The following is a 23,224-nucleotide window of genomic DNA, read 5'->3' on the forward strand; positions in this document are numbered from 1 at the left end:
GGCGCGACCTCGCGTAGAAGCGCGCGCATGACAACAGCATCTGACAAGACAGCTTCCGGCCGCGGCTCCGCCGCGCCGAAGATCGGCATCGTTTCCCTGGGCTGTCCCAAGGCCCTGGTGGATTCGGAACGGATCATCACCTCGCTGCGGGCGGAGGGCTATGAGCTCTCGCCCGAGTACGCCGATGCGGACGCCGTGATCGTCAATACCTGCGGCTTCCTGGACAGCGCCAAGGCGGAAAGCCTGGAGGCCATCGGCGAAGCCATGTCCCGGAACGGTCGCGTGATCGTCACCGGCTGCATGGGCGTGGACGAGACCGCGATCCGCCAGAGCCATCCCGGCGTTCTGGCCGTCACCGGGCCGCATCAGTACGAGCAGGTGGTCGAGGCCGTGCACGCCCATGTGCCGCCCGCCCACGAACCCTGGCTCAACCTGGTCCCGGAAGCAGGCCTGAAACTGACTCCACGCCACTATGCTTATCTCAAGATTTCAGAGGGTTGCAATCATTCCTGCAAGTTCTGCATCATCCCTGACCTGCGCGGCAAGCTGGTCAGCCGACCAGCAGCGAAGGTGCTCTATGAGGCGGAGCGACTGGTCGAGGCCGGTGTGCAGGAACTGCTGGTGATCTCCCAGGACACCTCGGCCTATGGCGTGGATATCCGCCATGCATCAACCCCCTGGCATGGGGAGCAGATCAATGCCCATGTGTTCGACCTGGCCGAGGCGCTGGGCCGTTTCGGTGTCTGGGTCCGACTGCACTACGTCTACCCCTACCCGCATGTGGACCGGCTGATCCCGCTGATGGCGGAGGAGAAAATCCTTCCCTACATCGACATCCCGTTCCAGCACGCCAGCCCGACGGTGCTGCAGGCCATGCGCCGCCCGGCCGCGCAGGAAAAGACGCTCGACCGGATCCGGAGCTGGCGCCATGACGTGCCGGACCTCACCCTGCGCTCCACCTTCATCGTCGGTTTCCCGGGCGAGACGGAGGCGGACTTCCAGTTCCTGCTCGACTGGCTGCAGGAGGCGCAACTGGACCGCGTCGGCTGCTTCCGCTACGAGCCTGTCGCCGGGGCAGCCGCGAACGACCTGCCGAACCCGGTGCCGGAAGAAGTGAAGGAAGAGCGCTGGCACCGGTTCATGCAGACCCAGCAGGCCATCAGCGAACAGCGCATGAAGCAGAAGATCGGCTGGGAATACGAGGTGCTGGTCGACGAGGTCGATGAGGACGGCGCCATCGCCCGATCCAAGGCCGATGCGCCCGACATTGACGGCTGCGTCTTCATCAATGGCGAAACCGAACTGGAACCCGGTGACATGGTCCGCGTCGAGATCACCGAGGCGGACCACTACGACCTCTGGGGTCAGCTGGTCTGAGAGGGGTCCGTCGCTGGCCCCCGTCCGCGCAGATCAGTTGACCCCGTTCAGATCAGTCGCTCCCGTTCAGATCTCAGGCCTCCGGCGCGATGGTGAGTTTCAGGCCGTCCAGGGCGTCGGTCATCTCGATCTGGCAGGACAGGCGGGAATTTGGCTTGTAGGTCGGCTCGTCCTCGACCAGGCCCTTCTCGTCGTCATCCTGTGCCGGCAGCCTTGCCGCCCAGGCTTCATCGACATAGACGTGGCACGTGGCACAGGCGCAGGAGCCACCGCAGATCGCATCGATCTCGTAGTCGTTGTCGCGCAGGTTCTCCATGATGGAGATGCCGCTCTCGGCCTCCAGCGTTGATTCCGCGCCAGCGCGATTGGTGATGTGAATGACCGGCATGCTGTCCGGGCCCTCCCTGGAATGAGTATCAGACTTCCTTGATCGGTATTTCGGTGTCGGCAAGACGGGCGGCATCGACCGTGCGCCCCTCCCCGATCCACTTGCGCCCGCGCACATAGTCGGCGCCGACATTGATGGCGTTCACGCCGGAGACCTTGCCGTCCCGCAGGTAGAAGACGGAGAAGGACCGGCTGTCAGGGCCGCCGCGCACCACCACCTGGTCATCGGGGGCGGGCAGTCCAGCCATCTGCATCTTCAGGTCATACTGGTCGGACCAGAACCAGGGCACCTCCGCATAGTCCGCGCCCTTGTCGGTGAGTTCGTTCGAAATGCAGCGGGCCTGATCGACGGCATTCTGGACCGATTCCAGTCGCACGGTCTGGCCCAGCAGCGCGTTCGGATGCCGGGTGCAGTCCCCGGCGGCAAAAATGTCCGGATCGGACGTCCGCGCCCGTGCATCGACGACGATGCCGTCATCGACCGCCAGTCCCGCATCAGCTGCCAGCGCGACCACCGGCACGACACCGATGCCGACCAGCACGATGTCGGCGGGATGCACATGGCCATGGCTGTCCGCCACGTACTCGGCCCTGCCGTTTCCGCCGATCTCCGCAACACCGGTCTCCAGCAGGATATGCACCCCTTCGGCCCGGTGGGCCGCCTCGTAGAAGCGCGACACCGGCTCCGCCACCGCCCGCGCCATGACCCTGTCCATCATCTCGATCACGGTCACGTCGCAGCCAAGCTTGCGCAGCGCTGCCGCAGCCTCCAGCCCGATGTAGCCACCACCGGCAATCACGACCCTGGCGCCGGACCCGGCTTTCTCCCGGATCGCGAGGGTGTCGTCGATGGTGCGAATATAGTGAACCCCTGGCAGATCGCGCCCGGCCACCGGAATCTCGCGGATCGCGGTGCCCGTACAGAGTGCCAGCCGGTCGTAGGCGAGCGATTCGCCGCCCGCCAGCGTGACTGTCTTGCCTGCCCTGTCGATCGACGTGACTTCGGTCCCCAGCCGAAGATCGACGCCCTTGTCGGCGTAGAAGCTCTCCGGCCGCAGAAAGACCTTCTCCGTCGGCACCTCTCCCATCAGCAACTGCTTCGACAGCGGCGGGCGCTCATAGGGCGGCCAGTTCTCCGCGCCGATCAGGGTGATGCGGAAGCGGTCCCCTGCCCGGGCAAGCTGGGTCGCGAGCGTGCCCCCGGCATGGCCGGCTCCGACAATCACAATATGCTCGCTCATGCGCCTGGATCCTTCATCGCGCGGGCGCCGCGCTGTCACCTGACATGCGCGACCGGCCCCTTGTACATACCCAAGGCCGCACCCAAGTGGAACCCGCCGCGTGGGGTGCGATCAGTCGCCGCGTTGGTGGGGCGGACGACTGCGGTTGATGCTGCTATGTTTCGCCGCCCCAGACAATTCAGGGAACCCGATCCGTTGACCGAGACCAACAGCCGTGACGCACAGGATGCGACGCCCACACCACCTGCGCCAGAGGCACCGGGAAAGCGGGCACGTGCCTCGACCGGTGTGTTGATCCGGCGAATCTGGTCGGAGTATGTGACGCAGTATCTGACCGAGCTGATCATCGGAATCATTGCGGTCATCCTGGTGGCGGGTTGCACGGCGCTGATCGTGCATCAGCTGGAGCCGGTGATCGACGACATCTTCATCAACGGCGACGAGAGCCAGCTCGTCGTCATCCCGCTGATCATGATCGGCATCTTCTGCGTCCTGGCCGTCTCCACCTACCTGCAGCATTTCACGATACGGGCTGTCGGCTTCCGGGTCGTGACGGACATCCAGAAGCATCTCTACCGTCGCCTGATCCGCGCTGATCTGCGGTTCTTTCATCTGGAAACGGTGGGCGAGTTCATCAGCCGATTCCTGACCGACACCGTCGTGCTGCGGGAGGCGCTGGCGACAACGACGGTCGCGCTCTGCAAGGACATGCTGACCGCTGTCTTCCTGATCGTGGTGATGTTCACCAAGGATTGGCAGATGGCACTGATCGCGTCCCTGATCCTGCCCGCGACGGCACTGCCGATGCTGCGGATCGGGCGGCTGTCGCGGAAGTCCTCGGAAGGCATCCAGCAGACCTCCGGCTCCCTCTCCTCCTTCCTCGACGATACGCTTTCCGGTGTGCGACAGGTGAAGGCCTATGGCCGCGAAGCCTATGAGGTGGAACGCGGTTCGCAGGTGATGGACGCGCGGGAGAACATGTTCATCAAGAACCTGCGTGCCCGGTCGCTGATCACGCCGCTGATCGAGGTCTTCGTCGGTATCGCGATCGCCGCGATCATCTACTTCGGCGGACACCGGGTGCTCGCGGGCAACATGACGCCGGGTGAATTCTTCGCCTTCCTGACCGCGCTGCTGATGATGGCACAGCCGATCCGCCGCCTGGGCAAGCTGACCGCCGCGCTGCAATCCGGCCTCGCCGCCGCGGACCGCCTGTTCCAGTCCATCGACGGCCTGCCGGAGATCGAGGACCGCTCCAATGGTCGCGAACTGAAGGTGGACCGTGGCGAGGTCCGCTTCCGCGACGTGCATTTCGCCTACCCCGACGGCACGGCGGCCCTGCGCGGTATCAGCCTGGACTGCCAGCCCGGTGAGACCATCGCCCTGGTCGGTGGTTCCGGCGGCGGCAAGTCCACCATCCTGAACCTGACCGCCCGCTTCTACGACACCAGTTCCGGCACCGTGGAGATCGACGGCCAGCCTGTGGACCAGGTCAGCGCCGCCAGCCTGCGCGCCGCCATGGGCTTCGTCGGACAGGATACGGCCCTGTTCGACGACACCATTCGCGCCAACATCGCCTATGGCCGACCCGACGCCACGTCGGACCAGATCGAGGCGGCGGCAATTGCGGCCAACGCGCACGGCTTCATCCAGAACCTGCCGCAGGGATACGAGACCGTCGTCGGTGCGGCCGGGTTCCGGCTGAGTGGTGGCCAGCGGCAGCGCATCGCCATCGCGCGGGCCATGCTGCGCGACGCCCCGATCCTGCTGCTGGACGAGGCCACCTCGGCGCTCGACACGGAATCGGAACGCAAGGTGCAGGCCGCCCTCGCCCGCCTGGCGAAAGGACGCTCCACCATCATGGTGGCGCATCGCCTGACCACCGTCGTGAACGCCGACCGGATCTATGTGATCGAGGATGGCCAGGTCGCCGAGAGCGGCTCGCACGGCGAACTGCTCGCCCGCAACGGCCGTTACGCCGAACTCTATGCTGACAGCACGGGCGAGATGCCCGCATCCGCCGGGGCGGCTGCTGTCGGCGCGGACTGAGGTCTTGGTCGGCCAGTTGCTCTATGGCGGGGTCGGGGCGCTGCTGACGCCTCTGGCACCCGGCCTGCTGCGCCATCGTCTGAAACAGGGCAAGGAAGACCCGGCACGTACCGGCGAACGTCTGGGCCATGCGGGGATGGCGCGCCCCGCAGGACCCCTGATCTGGATTCACGGGGCGAGTGTGGGGGAGGCCCAGTCCGTGCTCGCCCTGATCGCCCGGCTGAGAACCGACCGCCCCGACATCGCCATTCTGGTGACGACCGGGACCGTCACCTCGGCCAGACTGTTGCAGGACCGCCTGCCCGCCGGCGCATTCCACCAGTTCGTGCCGCTGGATCTGCCCGGTGCGACCGCGCGTTTCATCGCGCACTGGCGCCCGGATGCCGCCTTCTGGGTGGAGAGTGAACTCTGGCCCGGCCTGATCCGAGCCATGCACAGGACCGGGAAGCCCCTGATCCTGCTCAACGGGCGCATGTCCGCGCGATCCTTCGGCCGCTGGAAGCTGATACGCCCCTTGATAAGCGGCCTGCTGCGCCGGTTCGCCCTGATCCTGAGCCAGTCAGCGGAGCATTCGGCAAGGTTCAGGGCACTGGATGCGGGGACTGTGACGGAAGCGGGCAACCTGAAACATGCTGCCGAACCACTGCCGGTGGACAATACGGAACTCGCCCGCCTGCGGACCCGTGTCGGGGACCGGACGGTCTGGATCGCGGCGAGCGTGCATCCTGGTGAGGAAGAGGCACTCGCTGCCACGCACAGGCATCTGATGCAGGATGATGCAAACGCCCTGCTGATCGTCGTGCCGCGCCACCCCGTGCGGGCAAGCGACATGGCAAAGGCGTTCATGAATAAGGGGATGTCGCTCTCCTTTCGCAGTCAGGGTGAAGACCCGAATGCGGATTGCGCCGTCCATTTCGCGGACACCATGGGGGAACTCGGCCTGTTCTACCGGCTGGCACCACTGGCGGTGATCGGTGGCTCCTTCATCCCGCACGGGGGCCAGAACCTGCTGGAGGCCGCGCGTCTGGGTGTCGTGCCCGTTTGCGGACCCGCGATGGACAATTTCCAGGCTGTGGCCGAGGAGATGCAGGCAGCCGGCGCCATGATCCGGGTGGATGATGCCGCCATGCTGCCGGAAACCGTCCGGCAATTGCTGACGACGCCTGAGGAGCTTGCCGCTGCCAGATCACGCTGTCTGGAGACGACGGCGGCCCACGATGGGGTGCTGTCGCGGGTTCTGGCGGAGATCGGCCCCTTCCTGCCCCCGGAACCGTTGCCGTGAAGGCCCCGGCCTTCTGGCAGGGCGGTCGCCGCTCCCTGATCGCCCCGGCCCTGACGCCGGCAAGCTGGCTCTGGTCAGCGGCAACACGCCTGCGACGCCGCAGGACAAGGCCCTGGCGTGCGCCCGTGCCTGTGATCTGTGTCGGCAATCTGACCGCGGGCGGTGCGGGCAAGACCCCAACGGTTGCGGCGCTGGCTATCTGGTTCCAGGCGCAGGGCAGGACTGTCCATATCCTGCTGCGTGGACATGGCGGCAGGCTTTCTTCCAACGGCGCACACAGGGTCGACCCGGCCAGTCACGGCGTGGCCGAGGTCGGGGACGAGGCCCTGCTGCACGCCCGCATTGCCCCGACCTTCATCGCCGCCGACCGAGTGGCCGGGGCGAAGCTGGCGGCTGAGGGCGCGGATCTGATCCTGATGGACGACGGGCATCAGAATCCCTCCCTGGCGCGGGATCTTTCGATCATCGTGGTGGATCTGGGATTCGGTCTCGGCAATGGGCGCGTGATCCCGGCAGGTCCGCTCAGGGAACCGGCAACGGAAGGGCTGGCACGCGCCAATGCCGTCATCGCCATTGGCAACGGCATGGTTCCCGGCGCCATCACACGCACCAGCCTGCCGGTGCTGAGAGCCCACATCGTGCCCGACCGCTCCGCCATGGATCTGGCCGGTCAGCGGGTGGTGGCCATGACCGGAATTGGCCGACCGGACAAGTTCGCGGAGACCCTGCTGGAAATGCGGGCGCAGGTGATGGACCTGCTGGCCCACCCCGATCACCATGTCTTCAGCGGCGACGACATCTTGCGCGCCGTTGACCGCGCGCGATCCCTGGACGCGATCCCCGTGACAACCGCCAAGGACCATGTACGTCTGCCCGCAGTGGCCAGGGACCTGTTCAGGCCCGTGGATATTCATCTCGAGTTCCAGCGCCCCGACATGCTGGAATCCCTACTGCTGCCCCTGACTGCAGGATCTATCGCCCAAGCAGCCCCGGCACGGCCGGATCGAGACCCGGATTGACCACCATGCGGTCAAGTGCCCTGACCGTTGCATAGGGTATCAGCCCTGCATCACGGCCCTTCCCGTAGGCCTCCCGGATCCGGTCGGGATCTGAGGGATACTCGATCAGGAACACCGGCTTGCCTGCATCGGTGATCAGTTTCAGGTGCTGCATGATCCAGGCCGTAGACTCGTCGGCGTTCGGCACGCCATCGCCGTCCCAGCCGAAGAAGGCATCTTCCTTCCCCAAACCATCGACAGTGGCCAGATAGGCCGGATCGGCCATCAGATCCTCCGCATTCTGCGGCACGATGCGGAATCCGGGCACCTTCGCGCGTGCATAGGCCGCCAGTTCCATGACGAAATCCGTCATCTCCTTCGCCGCCGTTTCCCGACCCTTTTCCTGGAAGTACCAGTAGGCGTCGATGATATCGAGATACACACCGTCGAACCCGGCGGCGATGATGCGGTCCAGATAGGCATCGGGACTGCCGAAGATGATGCGTTTCCAGTTCGGATCCCAGTAGCGCACCTTGAAATTGCCTTCCCAGTCCGGGTTTTCGGCTTCCAGCCAGGACGGGGCCTGCGTCGACCATTCCGGTTTCCAGTAGAACCGGTAGTCCTCCGCTTCCCCCACCGACAGATAGGAAAGGACCACACGGCGCTCCCCGTCCGGTTTCCGCTGCATCAGGGCCACGTCTTCGCGGCTGAACGCCTGCCCACCCGAACCGTCACGGGAATAGTCGACGACCGCCATGTCGAAGCCGCTCGCCGAGATCAGCGCGGGGCTGGGATTGGCCAGCCAGTAGGTGAAATGCCGTACGCCCGAAAGGTCCGCCCGTGCACCGCCACCTGCCATAGTCATCACCAGCACCATCAGAAGCAGCCTTGTCCGAATCCAGCACATGCCGCCTCTCCTTCCGCATTTCGGGGGTTATCCATTATGACAATCTTTACCGGGCCACGGTTAAGAAGGTTTGCAAGCACGAACCTGGAAACCCACTGCCGGAGCAGATGATGACGGCCTCCCTAATCGACACCGACCTGGACGATGCCGATCCGATGGGCGAACTCGTCGCGGGCGAACACCAGATCATACATGTGCCGAATACGCTCCGTGCCAAGACCGGCCCCGGTGAAAGAGTTGATCCGGCCCTCGTCAAGGAGGCGGAGATGGCCATTCAGGAGATGGCCGGCGAATTCCGTGTCTGGGCGCTGGAGGACGTGGCCGAACTGCGCGGCATCCTGACCGAATGTGTCGAGGGCAACGACGAACTCGCGGGCAAGCGGGAGAAAATCTACGACATTTCCCACAACGTGAAGGGCCAGGGCAGCACGTTTGGCTATACCCTGCTGACCTCCGTTGCCGACAACCTCTGCAATTTCCTCGACAGTCAGGATGACCTGTCGCTCGATCACATTCCCGTGCTGATGGCACATATGGAGGCCTTGCATGCGATCCTGCGCTTCGACGTGAAGGGCAGCGATGATCCGACAGGTCAGGAAATCGTGCGCAGCCTGCACGAGTTGATCGGAAAGAAGACCGTCAGGGCGAGCCTGTAGAGGCCCAGCGAGCTACCCGGAAGCCCCGTCAGGCCTGCTCCGCGTCCAGTGCGGCTTCCTTCTCGCGGCGCTTCCTCTCCACGTAGACCGCGCAGAGGATCGAGATCTCGTAGAGCACGATGATCGGGATCGCCAGGGTAAGCTGGCTGATCGGATCCGGCGGCGTCACGACGGCCGCCACCACGAACACGCCGACGATCGCGTACTTGCGCTTGGCCCTGAGACCACTTGCGGACGCAAGACCGACCTTGGCCAGCAGCGTCAGCAGCACCGGAAGCTGGAAGCACAGGCCGAAGGCGAAAATCAGCTTCATCACCAGGCTGAGATATTCATTCACCTTTGGCTCGAGCTGGATCGCCAGCTCCCCATGTGATCCCGGCGCCTCGAATGACAGGAAGAATTCCCAGGCCAGCGGCATGACCAGGAAATAGACCATGCTGCCGCCGATGATGAACAGGATCGGGGTCGCCACCAGAAAGGGCAGGAACGCGCCCTTCTCGTTGTCATAAAGTCCGGGCGCCACGAACATGTAGATCTGCGAGGCAATGATCGGGAAGGCCAGGATGAAGGCCGCCCAGAATGCGACCTTGATGTAGGTGAAGAAGGCCTCATGCAGGGCGGTGAAGATCATCCGACGCCCCGAATCCTCCCCCAGCACATCCACCAGCGGGCGCATCAGCACCGCATAGATGTCTTCCGCGAAGATGAAGCAGAAGATGAAGGCAACGAAGATGGCCGCCACCGAATAGAGCAGACGGTTGCGAAGCTCGATCAGGTGCTGCAGCAACGGCTGCTTGCCGGATTCCGGATCATCGTCGTCGAGAACATCGTCCCCCGGCCCACCGATCTTCGCGCTCTCCGACATCAGGCCTGTCCGCCCTTCTGCTCAGGGGTTGGCGCCTTCTCCGGCTCCGCGGTCGCGGGCGTCTCGGCCACCGTGGAAGTGCTGCCGACCGCCGGAGCATCATTCACGCCCGATGGCTCGCGGGGCGTATCCGGGCGGGGGGTGTCCGGCATCGACTGGGGCTGGGACGCGGAATTCGGCTTTGACTTCGGCTTGTCCGGATCGTCGAACAGGCCGTCCATGCTGCCGGTCGGATCCACCATGGTGTTCATCTCGGATGCGGCGTTCTTCGCCGCCTTGCGGATCTCGTCCAGTTCCGTCTCACGTGCCATGTCATCGACCGTGCGCTGGAATTCACGCGCGACGGAGCGCGCCTTCCCCAGCCACTGCGTGACGGTTCGGAAGACAACCGGCAGTTCCTTCGGACCAAAGATGAGGATGGTCAGAATGCCGATAACCAGCAGTTCCGTCCAACCGAGATCAAGCATGTTTGCAGTCCAGCCGTCTGTTCAGGGTCGCGGGACCAGGTGCGGAATCAGCCCTGTGCGGCCTTGTCCTTTTCCTCGGAAACCTTGGCGTGCTGCTGCTCACTGCCCTCCGGGGCATCCTCATCCTTCATGCCCTTGCGGAAGCTCTTGATGCCGCCGGCCAGATCGCCTGCCAGACGGGAGATCTTGCCACCGCCGCCGAAGAGGATCAGCACGACCGCCAGCACGATGATCCAGTGCCAGATGCTGAATGAACCCATAGGGGAAACTCCCATAAATCAGTTTCGTGTTGCCCCCGCCCGATTGGCGACCGGGGAACTTCTCATGTGGTCCTTATAGGCCATCCGTACCAGATGGGAAAAGGATTACGCGCTCCGGATCGAATGCCACACGTACCGTGTTTCCCGGAGGCGGCGGACGATGGATCGTGCGCGCCCGCAGGTTGGGCAGCCCGGCACCGGTCAGTTTCACCCGCCAGTAGGGACCGATCAGCCGGATGTCGGCAACCGTCATCTCTGCCGACAGGTCCTCATTCCCCTGCCCGCCCAGCATGACGCCTTCCGGCCTGACCAGCATCTCGACAGGTCCCGAGCGCATGCCGTCCGGCTGGGGCAGCACGCCGAAGGCGGTGGTGATCCGATCCCCCTCCGCCATCGCCGGAATGTCATTCGCCGCACCGAAGAATGTCGCCATGAAACGGTTCACGGGCTTGAGATAGACATCCGTCGCGGGGCCGAACTGGACAAGCTTTCCCGCCCGCATGACGGCGATCCGGTCGGCCATGCGCATGGCCTCCTCCGGGTCATGGGTCACCAGCATCACCGTCGCGCCCAGGCGTTTCAGCAGCGCCAGCGTTTCGTCACGGACGGCATTGCGCAGGGTCACGTCCAGATTGGCGAAGGGTTCGTCCATCAGCATCAGGCGCGGCGCCGGAGCCAGCGCCCGCGCCAGGGCGACCCGTTGCTGCTCGCCACCCGAGAGCTGGTGCGGAAAAACGCCGGCGCGTTCCTGCAGTCCGACACGCGCCAGCACTTCGGCCACACGCGCCTTGCGCGACGCGGCAGGCAGTCCGAAGCCGACATTGTCGGCAACGCTCAGATGCGGGAACAGCGCATAATCCTGAAACACCATGCCGATGCGACGGGTCTCGGGCGGGGCGCTGAATCCCGGCTCCGCGACCGTCTGGCCATCAATGCTGATCCGGCCCTCCTGCAGGGTTTCCAGTCCGGCGGCCAGACGCAGGCTGGTGGTCTTGCCACAGCCGGACGGACCCAGCAGGCAGACGATCTCCCCTTCGGCCATCTCCAGCGACAGCGCGTCCACGGCCTGGAAGTCCCCGAACCGGTGACTGACGTTCTGGAATGACAAGGTGGTCAAGGTTGCTCCGCCTGCATGATCTGCTTCCTGATAGTCGCTCGCGGTTCGGAAGCCAAGTCGCGACGGCGACAATCGTTCTTTTGGTAATTGACGGTTAACCGGTCCGTGGCTAACGTTCGCCGCATGTACGCACCGGTCCACATTCGCCTAATCGGCCTCGACCTAGGTATCCCGGCTCTCAGCTAGAGTCGGGTAAAGCCCCTGTGCGTGGGGTCCCGTAATTCAGGACCCCGAGATTTCCTTCAAGCGATTCACCAGAACCCATACCGGCCCGCCCGTCGCGCTGCCCCACTGCCAGGACTGGCGTCAGTGGCGCGCTTGAGCCGGAACTGACGTGAACATGCGCCGAGCATCCGGAGACCGAACCAATGACAAGCATGCCCAATACCCACAAGTACCGCGCCTTCCCGCAGATCGACCTGCCTGACCGGCAGTGGCCGACGCGGACCATCGACAAGGCACCGATCTGGTGCTCCGTCGATCTGCGTGACGGCAACCAGGCCCTGATCGAGCCGATGAACGGCGACAAGAAGCTGCGCTTCTTCCGTCACCTGCTCGCCGTGGGTTTCAAGGAAATCGAGGTCGGTTTTCCCGCTGCCTCCGATACCGATTTCGATTTCGTGCGCCACATCATCGACCACGACCTCATCCCGGACGACGTCACGATCCAGGTCCTGACGCAGGCCCGCGATCACCTGATCGAACGGACGTTCGAGGCCGTGAAGGGCGCGAAGAACGTCATCATCCACCTCTACAACTCGACCTCCACCGTACAGCGCAGGGTCGTCTTCGGGCTGGAGAAGGACGGCATCACGGAGATCGCGGTCGAGGGCGCGAAGAAGGTCAAGAGCCTGATCCCGACGCTGGAAGGCCAGAACGTGCGGATCGAGTACAGCCCGGAGAGCTTCACCGGCACGGAACTGGAGTATGCCCGAGACGTCTGCCACGCGGTGATGGACGTGTTCGAACCGACCCCGGAGAACCCGATCATCATCAACCTGCCTGCAACGGTGGAGATGGCATCGCCCAACTATTATGCGGACCAGATCGAATGGATGCACAGGAACCTGCGTGACCGGGATTCGGTGATCCTCAGCCTGCATCCGCACAACGACCGCGGCACCGCCGTTGCGGCGACGGAGCTGGGCGTGATGGCCGGCGCGGACCGGATCGAAGGTACCCTGTTCGGCAACGGCGAGCGCACGGGCAACGTGGATCTGGTCACCCTGGCGCTGAACATGTTCACCCAGGGCCTTGATCCGCAACTGGATTTCACGAACATCACGGAGTCCATTGCGGTGGCAGAGCACTGCAACCAGTTGCCGGTGCACCAGCGCCACCCCTATGCGGGCGAACTCGCCTATACGGCCTTCTCCGGATCGCACCAGGACGCGATCAAGAAGGGCATGACGGCTGTACGCAGTTCCAACGACGGTCTCTGGGAAGTCCCCTATCTGCCCATCGATCCGATGGATGTGGGTCGTGCCTACGAAGGAATCATCCGGGTCAACAGCCAGTCCGGCAAGGGTGGCGTTGCCTACATCATGGAGAATGACTTCGGCATCGAACTGCCCCGTCTGCTGCAGGTGGAGTTCAGCCAGGTGGTGCAGAAGATCACGGACACGACGGGCAAGGAAATGTCCGGTGATGACATCTTCGAGACCTTCGAGAAGACCTATCTGGAGACCGACACCCCCTTCACGCTCGAGTCCTACAAGGTCGCATCGTCCGACACGGTCGACGGCAATTCCGTCGTCACGGCGGTTGTTGGCCATGGTGGTGAATCGGTGGCGATCTCCGGGGAAGGCAATGGTCCGATCAATGCCTTCTTCACCGGGCTGAAGGAACAGTTCGGGATCAATGCCAACCTGACCGACTATCGCGAACATGCCATCCACGCCAGCGAGCGTGGGTCGCGCACCCGCGCGGTCTGCTTCATCCGTCTGGCCAATGCACATGGGGAGCAGCGGTTCGGCGTCGGCATCAACGAGAACACGACCACGGCCTCCCTGAAGGCCATCGTCTCCGCCGTGAACCGTCTCTCGACGGTCAGCGGCTGATGCGCAAGGAACGGGTGCAGCGCGACAACGCTGCGCCCGCCCCACGCCGGTGAACGCGCCCGTGCCCCACTGGTCCGCGCGCCTGCCATTCTTCTATGGCTGGATCGTCATCGGCGTGGCCTTCATCACCATGGCGATCGGCGTCAGCGCGCGCACCGGCTTCTCCCTGATGCTGCCGCCTCTGACGGCGGAGTACGGCTGGGACCGGGGACTGGTCGCCGGTGCCTTCTCCTTCGGCTTTCTGGTTTCCGCCATCCTCAGCCCCATCGTCGGGCGGGCCATGGACCGCTACGGCCCGCGGCTGGTGATCGAATGCGGGGTGGTGCTGCTGGCCGCCGGACTGTTCCTGGCCCCCATGATGACGGTCCCCTGGCACCTCTACGCCACCCTGGGCGTGCTGGTCGGCGGCGGGGCCAACATGATGACCTTCACCGCCCAGTCCCTCTACCTGCCGAACTGGTTCGCCCGTCGGCGTGGCCTGGCCATCTCCATCGCCTTCTCGGGGGTGGGTGTCGGGGCGATCATCATCCTGCCGCTGCTGCAGTCGATCATCATCGACCTCGGCTGGCGCGAAGCCTGCTGGGCGATGGGCCTGATGGTCGTCTGCCTGATCGCACCGCTGAACCTGCTGGTCCGCCACAAGCCCGCGGACATCGGCCAGGTGCCGGACGGTATCCCACTTCCTATCCCGAAGGCGGGCGAGACGACGCGCGACAACATCGTTGACCGGGAATGGGCCGCACAGGACTGGACGCTTGCCCGTGCCCTGCGCACCGGGCGGTTCTGGTGGCTGGCGTTCGGATTCTTCATGGCGACCTACACCTGGTATGCGGTGCAGGTGCATCAGACGACCTTCCTGATCGAATCCGGCTTCGACCCCATCATGGCCGGGTGGGCACTTGGCCTGGTCAGCATCGTCGCGATTCCGGGACAGATCGGCCTGGGCGCGCTGTCCGACAGGGTGGGACGGGAAGCGGTCTGGAGCCTCGGCTGCCTGGGCTTCCTGATCTGTTTCGTGACCCTGATCGCGCTGGAGAACCAGCCATCGCCCTTCCTCCTCTATGTCATGGTCATTGCGCAGGGGTGCCTGGGCTATGCGGTGACATCCGTCATGGGACCGATCGTGGCGGAGATATTCGAGGGACCGCACTATGGCTCCATCTTCGGTGTCCTCTCGGTCGCCCTGATCAGTGGCGGCGCCGCCGGACCCTGGGTCACCGGAATGATCTACGACGCGACCGGCAGCTATCGGATGGCCTTCATGCTGGCCATCGGCTTGTCCATCGTTTCGGCGCTTGCTATCTGGATCGCGGCACCGCGCAAGGTGCGAACGGTGCCCGGCAAGCTGAGGATCACACCATGACAGGCAAAGCCCTCCATCAGGCAAGCGAAGCGGATCTGGCCTGGCGCGATGACTTCGAGGCGTATCGTGTCGCCCCGGCGGACTTCCGCCATCGCCAGCATATCCGGCTGGCCTACATCTATCTGGTCACTTCCGATCCGGAGACGGCCTGCGTCCGCATGAAGGCAGCCATCACGAACCTGCTGGCGCATCTGGGTGTCGATCCGGCGGCGAAGTACCATGAGACGGTCACGCGCGCCTGGATACTGGCCGTGCATCACTTCATGCACAGTGACCCGGTACCTGCGGAATCGGCAGATGCCTTCATCGATGCCAATCCGCGCCTGCTGATGCAGGACATCATGCTGACGCACTACAGCCGCGAGCATCTCTTCTCCGACACCGCCCGCTACAGCTTCGTCGCCCCTGACCGCATGCCCATCCCTCTGCATGCCTGATTGAGCCGCTGCCCTCCGCGCCGTATGATCCCCGGCAATTGTCAGGGGAGGCAGACATGTTCGATCTGGTCATTCGGGGCGGCACGGTCATCGACGGCAGCGGCGGCGCGCCGCGCACGGCGGATGTTGCGGTGAAGGACGGGGTGATTGTCTCCGTCGAGGGCAAGGCTGGCCCGGCGACACGGGAAGTGCAGGCGGACGGCGCGCTCGTGACCCCCGGCTGGGTCGACATACACACCCATTATGACGGCCAGGCGACCTGGGACGCGGACCTGACGCCCAGTTCGTGGCATGGCGTAACCACCACCGTCTTCGGCAATTGCGGTGTCGGCTTCGCGCCGGTGAAACCCGGCTCCGAGCCCTATCTGATCAACCTGATGGAGGGGGTGGAGGACATTCCCGAGATCGTGCTGTCCGAAGGCATCGATTTCCGCTGGGAGAGCTTTCCCGACTTCCTCAACGTGCTGGCCGAAACCGACCGCACCATGGATATCGGCACCCAGGTGCCCCATGCCGCGCTGCGGTTCTACTGCATGGGCGACCGGGGCGCGGATCACGGGTCCCTGCCGACGGAAGACGAGATCAAGCGCATGGGCCTGCTGCTGGAGGAAGCGCTAGGCGCCGGTGCGCTGGGCTTCTCCACGTCGCGCACCATCAAGCACAAGGCGGCGGACGGGCGTTTCACCCCTTCGCTGACCGCGCGGGAACCGGAACTGGTCGGGCTGGCCCATGCGATGAAGCGTGCAGGTCGTGGCATCATCCAGGTGAATTCCGACTTCGAACCCGGCGATTTCGAGACCCTGCGGGCCGTGGCCGCCGAATCCACGCGGCCTCTCTCGGTGCTGCTGATCCAGGTCGACAATGCACCGGATCGCTGGCTCGACACCCGTGCCGGGATCCGTGCCGCCAACGCGGCCGGGCAGAAGGTGAATGGCCAGGTTTCCAGCCGCCCGATCGGAATCCTGATGGGGCTGGAAACCTCCGTGCATCCCTTCATGACCCACCGGACCTGGCGGGCTCTGGCCGACCTGACGCCGGCGGAACGCTATCAGCGGCTGAACAGTGACGCCGACCTGCGGGATCGCCTGATCAATGAGCGGCCGGACAACGGCCACACCAAGTGGATGGACTTCGCCATGACCCGCGCCTGCCGCCTGCAGGAACCGCTGGACTACGAACCCGACCTCGCGAACAGCATTGCCGCGCTGGCGAAGCGCGAAGGGGTCGATCCCTGGGCCAAGGCGCTGGAGATGCTGATGGAACAGGACGGCAAGGCGATCATGCTGTACCCGTTCGAGAACTACAACGCGGGCAACCTGGATGTGATCCGGGAGATGCTGCTGGACCCGGAGACGGTCTGCGGCGTGGCCGATGGCGGTGCGCATGTGGGCCTGATCTGCGACTCCAGTTCGCCGACGACGCTGATGACCCTGTGGGGACGCGACCGGAAACGCGGCGAAGGCATTCCCCTGCCCCATCTGGTGAAGAAGCAGACGCGCGATACCGCCCTCACCTATGGCCTCACGGATCGCGGGCTGCTGGCACCGGGCATGAAGGCAGACATCAATGTCATCGACTTCGACAACCTGCGCGCCCTGAAGCCGGAGGTGGTCTACGACATGCCTGCCGGCGGAAAACGCCTGATCCAGCGCTCCAGTGGCTATCGCCACACGTTCGTCTCGGGTATCGAGACGCTGAACAACAGCGAGCTGACCGGCAATCGCCCCGGTCGGTTGATCCGGGGCTGATCACCCGCCGTACTGACAGCCAGCAACCAGACTTTTCCGGAGGAGCCGCGTGGCCCGTACCGTCCACCTGATCCGCCATGGCCAGTCGACCTTCAACGCACAGATGTCGCTGACCGGCGTCGATCCGATGCTGTTCGATGCCCCCCTGTCCGACCTCGGCCAGGAACAGGTGGCGGAGCTGCGCAGCCAGATGGCCGATGTGCCGGTTGATCTGGTGGTCACCAGCCCCTTCACCCGTGCGATCCAGACCAGCATGGGGGCCTTCGGCGGGCGTGAACTGCCTGTGCAGGTGGAGGCCATTCACCGGGAGCATCTGGCGGCAAGCTGCGATGTCGGCCGGTCACCCGCCGAGCTGGTGAACGACTTCCCGCACCTGACCTTCGATCATCTGGATGATCCCTGGTGGCATACGGAGGACGGCCACGACGGACCGTTCATCCGGGAGCCGCAGGACGTGCTGATGGACCGGGTGAAACGCTTCCGTGGCTGGATCGCCAGCCGCCCGGAGGAACACATCGCCGTCGTCGGCCACGGCACCTTCTTCTACATGCTGATCGACCGTTTCCTGAACAATGCGGAAGTGCATACGCTGGATCTGTGAGGCGCAACCGCGGGCGCTGAAACGGGTTTCAGCCCGCCGTGAACAGATTGCGCCCCTGTGCTTCGTTGACCGTCACGGTTCCGGAGACACCCACCAGATCCGCCTCCGTCATTGCGCGCAACAAGGCCCGGTCATCCGCTGCATTGGCGACGAAACGCGTCGCCTGCGGGTCATCATGGGCACCCAGTCGGCCAATGATGATCGCGCCGGTCGGTTCGCCACTGCGGTCGAAAGTGACCGTCCATGTCTCGATCTCGCCCGTGCCTGATGGCGTTTCGGTGAACGGGGGACGCGGCAGTTCGTCGATCTGCGGCTGATAGCTGGCCGAATCCTCCCGCTGCCACGGTCTGTCGCCCGAAACCGGTTCCGTGGACCAGATACCGGCAGCGTGCTTGCTCAGATAGCCACCGTTCGCCGTGACCAGTCCGAGCTGGCCCGGGGCGGCGCGCAGGCGGTCGGCCATGTTGGCGATGGCATTCATCGAGTAGTTGTTTCCCGCCCCGCCATGGTACGGCAGGCCACCGGTAACCGTCAGCGGGCGCGGATCGCCATGGGCAATGCCCAGTGCATCGCGTCCGATCTGCACGGCACTGGGGAAGCATGAATAGATGTCGATCAGGTCGATGTCGTCGATGCTGCGCCCGGCCATGGCAAAGGCGCGCTCGGCCATCAGGCGCATGGCGGGAGAGGCAAAATAGTTCTGCCGCTCATGCATGTACCAGAGTTCCGTAGTGTCGGCGCAGCCGTGCAGGAACAGCCAGCGATCCTGCGGCACACCCATCCGCCGCGCCTCCCCCACGGAGGTCATCAGCAGCGCCGCCGACTGGTTGATCTGGTTCATGGCGTTCATGAACTTTGTGTAGGGCCAGGCGACGAAGCGGTTCTTCGGACCGGTCTCAGCGATCTCCGCCGCCGTGCGCCGGATCGGGAACCAGGCATGGGCCTGTTCCGCCGCAACATCCGTGAAGCCGGCGAACAGTTCGCCCATGGCCATCTGATGTCCGTCGATGCTGTGACCCGCATGATGGCGGTAGGCATTCTCCAGCAGCGCGTAATTGTTGGTGGCGGCCCAGATGCCATGGGCCCGTTCATGCGCCGTCACCATGGGCTTGTCGGGCCAGAGCAGGTCCGCGTCCCGGTCGGCGGGCTGGCTCCAGTCCGGTTTGGTGCCGGACTTGATCAGGCGGCGGGCATTGTCCATCGCCTCCGCCCCCGCCAGCAGCACGAAACGCTTGCGCCCTGCCGCGATCTCGGCGGCGAAACGATTGACCAGGGCCTGCGGGGCCTGTCCGCCGTCCGGTGTCAGCCAGGCTTCCGCCTGCGTCGCACCGAGATGCCGGGCAAGGGTCGCGGGCGAATTCCGCATCGGCTCCCGGAAGCTCTTCACCACCACCACGGCATCCAGACTGGCCAGCGTGCGGCGTTGCACATGGGCATCGTCAGCGGCCTGGATCGCCGCCCCGATCATCAGGTCCATCGGCGTGGAAAGCGCGTCCAGCGGTTCATCGCGAACCGTGACCTGACCGACGCCGATCAGGATGGGTGTGTCGTCACGGATCATGTTGCATCCCCTGCCCTGGCGCGCGCCCACTTCGCATCGGTCTTGCCGCTGGGTCCACGCTGGATGGCGTCGAGAAACAGGAAGGCCTTCGGCAGCTTGTAGCGCGCGATGTGCCGTTCAGCCTCCGCCAGCAGGTCCGCCCGGTCGGGCGTGGCTCCATTGGCCGGCTGGACGATGGCCACGACTTCCTGCCCCCAGCGTTCGCTGGGCCGACCTGTGACGACCACGTCGGCAACGTCGGGGTGATGCTTGATCGCCTGTTCCACTTCCTCGGCGAAGATCTTCTCCCCGCCCGAATTGATGGTGAAGGACTCGCGGCCATGAAACTCCAGCAAGCCGCCCGGCAGCAACCGCACCCGGTCGCCGGGGATGACATAACGGATGCCGTTCACTGTCGGGAATGTCTTCGCCGTCTTCTCCGGGTCGTTCAGATAACCCAGCGGAACGGCACCGCTCTTGGCCAGCCAGCCAAGACCTTCGTGTCCCGGCGCCAGCTCGGCGGTCATGTCGGCACTCAGGACCACCGCATCGTCGGCAATCCGGAACGACGCGGCCCCCGTATCGTCTTCCGGCCCTGTGACCTGGATGGCCTGCGGTCCACTCTCCGACGCGCCAAGGGCATCGACGGCCCGCGCGCCGGGTGCCAGGCGAAGCAGTTCGGCCTTGGTTGCCGGGGACATGATCGCGCCTGTGTTCACGATTAGGCTCAGGCTGGAAAAGTCATGATCCCGGTCCCGTGCGGCCTGCACCAGCGGGCGACCATAGGCGTCGCCGATCAGCAGCAGCATCGTGATCCGCTCCCGCGCGATGGTGTCCAGCAGATCGTCCGTGTCCAGCCTGTCCGGCACGTTCGAGATGACCACCGTATTGCCGGAGCAGAGCGCCGACAGTGCTGTCTGACAGCCCGCACCATGCATGAAGGGCGGTGCAGGCAGCACGATGTTGTGTGTCCGTTTCCGTGCCCGCGCGACGTACGCGGCAATGTCCGGAATCGCCACGCCATGCCGGTCCCGTCCGTCCAGGTTGGCGGCAAGACAGTCTTCCTGTCGCCACAGCACGCCCTTCGGCATCCCAGTCGTGCCACCGGTGTACATGCAGTAGAGGTCGTCGGGCGACGGCGTCACATCCGGCTTCGTGGCGGTGGAATCAGCAAGCGCGGCCTCGTAATCGAGCGCCCCCGGCAGCAGGGCCGCGTCGGAACCATCCGCCACCTGCAGCAGCAGCACCGGCGGTGCGATCCGGGGCAGAACCTCCGCCAGTACGGCGGCAAACTTCGCCTGATAGACAATCGCCCTGGGCCGGGCGTCGCGGAACAAATACGCCATCTCCTCCGCCACATAGCGGTAATTGACGTTGAAGGGCACGGCGCGCGCCTTGTAAGCACCCAGCAAGGTCTCGATGTACGCGGGGCAATTGTGCATCAGCACCGCGACATGATCCTGCCCGGATTCCCAGCCCTGAAGAGCCTCGCGATCCGTATGGATGCTGATTCCGTGCGCCAGGAAAAGGTTGGCCAGCCGACGTGTCCTGTCGGTCAGTTCCGCGTAGCTGATGCGTCGCGCGCCATGCACGATGGCCTCGCGATCCGGCAGCGCAGCGGCAATTGCCTCCTGCACCTCTCCGATGGTCAGTGTCATCGTGTCAGTCCTGAGCGGTCAGGCCGGACAGGCGTTCGGAGGCGTCCAGAAACTCCTCCATGAACTGATAGACTACGCCCTTGGCGCTCTGGGCCGTGTTCATCAGGCCGACACCTTGCCCTACGTAGTAGGAAGCCAGGTCGCGCGCGCCTTCATGTCCACCCTCCGCCAGCCGCGTGATGCGGGCCATCGCGGGTTCGGCGATGATCGACTGCAGCGGCATCGGCAGCGGCTCCGGTGCATCAGGCGCCTCCCACGCATCGGTCCAGGCGGAGCGCAACTGGCGCGATGGCTTGCCGGTGCGGGATTTCGCGCGGATGGTCTGACGACTGGTTGCCGCCAGCATCTTCTCCTTCACCACGGGTGAGGTCTCGGCCTCCGCCGTGGTGAGCCAGACCGATCCGGTCCATACTCCCTGCGCCCCCATGGCCATGCAGGCGGCCATCTGCTCCCCCGTCACGATGCCCCCGGCAGCAACGACCGGAATATCGGAAATCTCCCGGACCGCGCGGACGACTTCCGGCACCAGGATCATGGTGGAGACCTCGCCACAATGGCCACCAGCCTCCCCGCCCGAGGCCACGATCATGTCCACACCGGCCTGAACCTGCTTGATCGCATGTTCGCGCGCGCCAACCAGCGCCGCCACAGGCACACCGTGCTTCCGCGCCATCTCGATCATGTAGGCGGGCGGCGTACCCAACGCATTGGCGATCAGCCTGATCGGATGGGAGAAAGCCACTTCCAGCAGCGCACTGGCGCCGTCGTCACGGATGTTGGTGCCAAGGCGCGTGCCCCGCTTCAGACTCTCGGGATCAAGCGCGTCGCCCTCGATACCATGGCGGTTGAACACCCCTGTGACGAAATCGAGATGGGTCTGCGGCACCTTGGACACCTGATCGTCGCGGGTGACCTTCGCGCCCTTGGACTCGTAGCGCATGGGTACGATCAGATCGACGCCATAGGGCTTCCCGTCCACGTGGTCGTCGATCCAGGCGAGCTCGGCCTCCAGCTTGCCCGGGCCGATACCGGCGGCACCGAAGATGCCGAAACCGCCGGCCTTCGAGACTTCCGCCACCACATCACGACAGTGCGAGAACGCTATCAGCGGGAACTCGACTCCCAGCATTTCCGTTACTGCTGACCGCATGACCCGATCCTCCCCCATGTTTCACAGTCAGGGAGTGTCGCGCGTGTTTGCAATTCAGTCCAATTCCTTTGAAAATCAAAACCATTCACCAGGCGAATGGAGTCCTGTCATTGCCATCGATCTGAGAAAGCTGCGGCATGTCGTGGAGACGGCGCGCTTCGAGAACGTGACCCGCGCGGCGGAGGCGCTGTACATCACCCAGTCCGCCCTGACGCGCAGTCTCGCGGATGTGGAGGCGGAGCTGGGCACGCCGCTGTTTGTCCGTCTGCCCCGCGGCGTGCGCCTGACCGAACAGGGTCGCCGCTTTGTCGCGCGCGCACGGATGATCATCGGCGATGTGGATGACCTGCTGGCCGATGTCGCCGATCATCGGGGTCTGCATGCAGGGCGCCTCAGGATCGGCGTCTGTCCGCCCGGCTACCAGCGCTACATCGCGCGCGCCATCGCGGCGCTGGCGGCGGAGCGCCCGGGTCTCAGGATCGAGATCACCACCGGTGCGACGGATGACCTGGTCCCCCGCCTGACCACGGGAGATCTGGATGGTGTGGTCGGTCACCGGGGTTGGCTGAAACGCTGGCCGGACCTGAAACTGACCACGCTTGCCGCCTTCCACAGCGCCTTCACCGTCCGTCGCGACCACCCGCTGACCCGGCAGAGCATCGTGACGGAGCGGGACATCCTGGCCTGCCCGATGATCATCCCGGCAACAGTGGAACCCCTGCAGACCGACCTGGCCTCGCTCTACGCCCGCAACGGCCTGCCGCCCCTGAACCCCCACTACGTCTGTGACGACATGGACGTGATACAGGACCTGATCGACCATACGGATGCCTGTGCGCCGCTGATCAGCCAGAACCCGGAGTTCGGCAGGCTCCGTTCCCGCTTTCACCTGTTCACCAGGGAAGTCGACATGCCGATACAGCGCATGGTGTTTGCCATCAGCCAGGCCCGTCTGCCGTCCCCTGGCGCGAGCGCATTCGAGCAATTCCTGCAGGAGTCGTTCAATTTCCATTCCCTCAGCGAATAGCCACCCCTGCGCTTCGCATTGGACTCGCACTGCC

21 protein-coding genes are annotated in these 23,224 nt (G+C 64.7%); 11 read left to right on the forward strand and 10 right to left on the reverse strand.

The annotated features are described in order from the left end of the window. The first annotated feature begins 27 nt into the window (after positions 1 to 27). Positions 28 to 1,377: a 30S ribosomal protein S12 methylthiotransferase RimO gene (gene rimO, locus QGV55_RS08865; protein ID WP_281017181.1), complete on the forward strand. Its 1,350-nt coding sequence runs from the start codon at positions 28 to 30 to the stop codon at positions 1,375 to 1,377. Between the two features lie 73 nt (positions 1,378 to 1,450). On the opposite strand, the gene QGV55_RS08870 is transcribed toward rimO, so the two are convergent. Together QGV55_RS08870 and QGV55_RS08875 are read right to left on the reverse strand one after the other, a co-directional pair. Beyond that, positions 1,451 to 1,765, reverse strand: a complete 315-nt coding sequence (locus QGV55_RS08870) for a 2Fe-2S iron-sulfur cluster-binding protein (protein WP_281017180.1) — start codon at positions 1,763 to 1,765, stop codon at positions 1,451 to 1,453. 28 nt (positions 1,766 to 1,793) lie between these two features. Beyond that, positions 1,794 to 3,005, reverse strand: coding sequence for an FAD-dependent oxidoreductase (locus tag QGV55_RS08875; protein ID WP_281017179.1), 1,212 nt, complete (start codon positions 3,003 to 3,005; stop codon positions 1,794 to 1,796). 195 nt (positions 3,006 to 3,200) lie between these two features. Here QGV55_RS08875 and QGV55_RS08880 point away from each other — a divergent pair, with 195 nt between their 5' ends. The 3 genes from QGV55_RS08880 to lpxK are packed head-to-tail and all read left to right on the forward strand — an operon-like array spanning position 3,201 to position 7,355. Continuing rightward, a complete protein-coding gene (locus QGV55_RS08880) occupies positions 3,201 to 5,054 on the forward strand; it encodes an ABC transporter ATP-binding protein (protein ID WP_281017178.1) in 1,854 nt (617 codons plus the stop codon). 4 nt (positions 5,055 to 5,058) lie between these two features. Then, on the forward strand, positions 5,059 to 6,336 hold the full coding sequence (locus tag QGV55_RS08885; RefSeq protein WP_281017177.1) for a 3-deoxy-D-manno-octulosonic acid transferase: 1,278 nt from the start codon (positions 5,059 to 5,061) through the stop codon (positions 6,334 to 6,336). Beyond that, complete coding sequence (lpxK, locus tag QGV55_RS08890; protein WP_281017176.1) at positions 6,333 to 7,355, forward strand: tetraacyldisaccharide 4'-kinase; 1,023 nt, start codon at positions 6,333 to 6,335, stop codon at positions 7,353 to 7,355. Before QGV55_RS08885 ends, lpxK begins: the two co-directional genes overlap by 4 nt. Here the strand turns inward: lpxK and QGV55_RS08895 are convergent. Beyond that, on the reverse strand, positions 7,309 to 8,241 hold the full coding sequence (locus tag QGV55_RS08895) for an MJ1477/TM1410 family putative glycoside hydrolase (protein WP_281017175.1): 933 nt from the start codon (positions 8,239 to 8,241) through the stop codon (positions 7,309 to 7,311). The two genes, lpxK and QGV55_RS08895, sit on opposite strands and share 47 nt — an antisense overlap. A gap of 110 nt (positions 8,242 to 8,351) precedes the next feature. Between QGV55_RS08895 and QGV55_RS08900 the strand changes: the two genes are divergently transcribed. Then, entirely contained in the window at positions 8,352 to 8,897 is a 546-nt protein-coding gene (locus QGV55_RS08900) for an Hpt domain-containing protein (RefSeq protein WP_281017174.1), read from the forward strand. A gap of 28 nt (positions 8,898 to 8,925) precedes the next feature. Here QGV55_RS08900 and tatC read toward each other — a convergent pair whose 3' ends face one another. From tatC to QGV55_RS08920, 4 genes are all read right to left on the reverse strand, one after another. Further along, positions 8,926 to 9,762, reverse strand: a complete 837-nt coding sequence (gene tatC, locus QGV55_RS08905) for a twin-arginine translocase subunit TatC (protein WP_281017173.1) — start codon at positions 9,760 to 9,762, stop codon at positions 8,926 to 8,928. Then, positions 9,762 to 10,229, reverse strand: a complete 468-nt coding sequence (gene tatB / locus QGV55_RS08910; RefSeq protein ID WP_281017172.1) for a Sec-independent protein translocase protein TatB — start codon at positions 10,227 to 10,229, stop codon at positions 9,762 to 9,764. Before tatB ends, tatC begins: the two co-directional genes overlap by 1 nt. Before the next feature lie 47 nt (positions 10,230 to 10,276). Then, positions 10,277 to 10,489, reverse strand: coding sequence for a twin-arginine translocase TatA/TatE family subunit (locus tag QGV55_RS08915; protein ID WP_281017171.1), 213 nt, complete (start codon positions 10,487 to 10,489; stop codon positions 10,277 to 10,279). A 73-nt stretch (positions 10,490 to 10,562) separates the two neighbouring features. Next, positions 10,563 to 11,606, reverse strand: coding sequence for an ABC transporter ATP-binding protein (locus tag QGV55_RS08920; protein ID WP_281017170.1), 1,044 nt, complete (start codon positions 11,604 to 11,606; stop codon positions 10,563 to 10,565). A 368-nt stretch (positions 11,607 to 11,974) separates the two neighbouring features. Between QGV55_RS08920 and leuA the strand changes: the two genes are divergently transcribed. The 5 genes from leuA to QGV55_RS08945 all read left to right on the forward strand — a co-directional run bounded on the left by leuA (position 11,975) and on the right by QGV55_RS08945 (position 17,815). Continuing rightward, positions 11,975 to 13,666 (forward strand): 2-isopropylmalate synthase, encoded by a 1,692-nt coding sequence (gene leuA / locus QGV55_RS08925; RefSeq protein ID WP_281017169.1) that lies wholly within the window; start codon positions 11,975 to 11,977, stop codon positions 13,664 to 13,666. Positions 13,667 to 13,796: 130 nt separating this feature from the next. Beyond that, positions 13,797 to 15,029: an MFS transporter gene (locus tag QGV55_RS08930; RefSeq protein ID WP_348637707.1), complete on the forward strand. Its 1,233-nt coding sequence runs from the start codon at positions 13,797 to 13,799 to the stop codon at positions 15,027 to 15,029. Continuing rightward, on the forward strand, positions 15,026 to 15,466 hold the full coding sequence (locus QGV55_RS08935) for a hypothetical protein (RefSeq protein ID WP_281017167.1): 441 nt from the start codon (positions 15,026 to 15,028) through the stop codon (positions 15,464 to 15,466). Before QGV55_RS08930 ends, QGV55_RS08935 begins: the two co-directional genes overlap by 4 nt. Positions 15,467 to 15,522: 56 nt before the next feature. Continuing rightward, positions 15,523 to 17,214, forward strand: coding sequence for an amidohydrolase family protein (locus tag QGV55_RS08940; RefSeq protein ID WP_281017166.1), 1,692 nt, complete (start codon positions 15,523 to 15,525; stop codon positions 17,212 to 17,214). 49 nt (positions 17,215 to 17,263) lie between these two features. Further along, positions 17,264 to 17,815 carry a histidine phosphatase family protein gene (locus QGV55_RS08945; protein WP_281017165.1) on the forward strand — a complete coding sequence of 184 codons (552 nt, stop codon included), beginning with the start codon at positions 17,264 to 17,266 and terminating at the stop codon, positions 17,813 to 17,815. Positions 17,816 to 17,843: 28 nt separating this feature from the next. Here the strand turns inward: QGV55_RS08945 and QGV55_RS08950 are convergent, their stop codons facing one another. From QGV55_RS08950 to QGV55_RS08960, 3 genes are read right to left on the reverse strand one after another with little or no spacing between them, the layout of a single operon-like run. Beyond that, positions 17,844 to 19,376 (reverse strand): acetyl-CoA acetyltransferase, encoded by a 1,533-nt coding sequence (locus tag QGV55_RS08950; RefSeq protein WP_281017164.1) that lies wholly within the window; start codon positions 19,374 to 19,376, stop codon positions 17,844 to 17,846. Beyond that, a complete protein-coding gene (locus QGV55_RS08955; protein WP_281017163.1) occupies positions 19,373 to 21,013 on the reverse strand; it encodes an AMP-binding protein in 1,641 nt (546 codons plus the stop codon). Before QGV55_RS08955 ends, QGV55_RS08950 begins: the two co-directional genes overlap by 4 nt. A gap of 4 nt (positions 21,014 to 21,017) precedes the next feature. Then, entirely contained in the window at positions 21,018 to 22,163 is a 1,146-nt protein-coding gene (locus QGV55_RS08960) for a nitronate monooxygenase family protein (protein ID WP_281017162.1), read from the reverse strand. A 16-nt stretch (positions 22,164 to 22,179) separates the two neighbouring features. On the opposite strand from QGV55_RS08960, the gene QGV55_RS08965 reads away from it, so the two are divergent. Continuing rightward, complete coding sequence (locus tag QGV55_RS08965; protein ID WP_281017161.1) at positions 22,180 to 23,190, forward strand: LysR family transcriptional regulator; 1,011 nt, start codon at positions 22,180 to 22,182, stop codon at positions 23,188 to 23,190. The last annotated feature ends 34 nt before the right edge of the window (positions 23,191 to 23,224 follow it).

This window comes from Minwuia sp. IMCC3009 (assembly GCF_029909415.1).
Taxonomy (GTDB): Bacteria; Pseudomonadota; Alphaproteobacteria; order Minwuiales; family Minwuiaceae; genus Minwuia.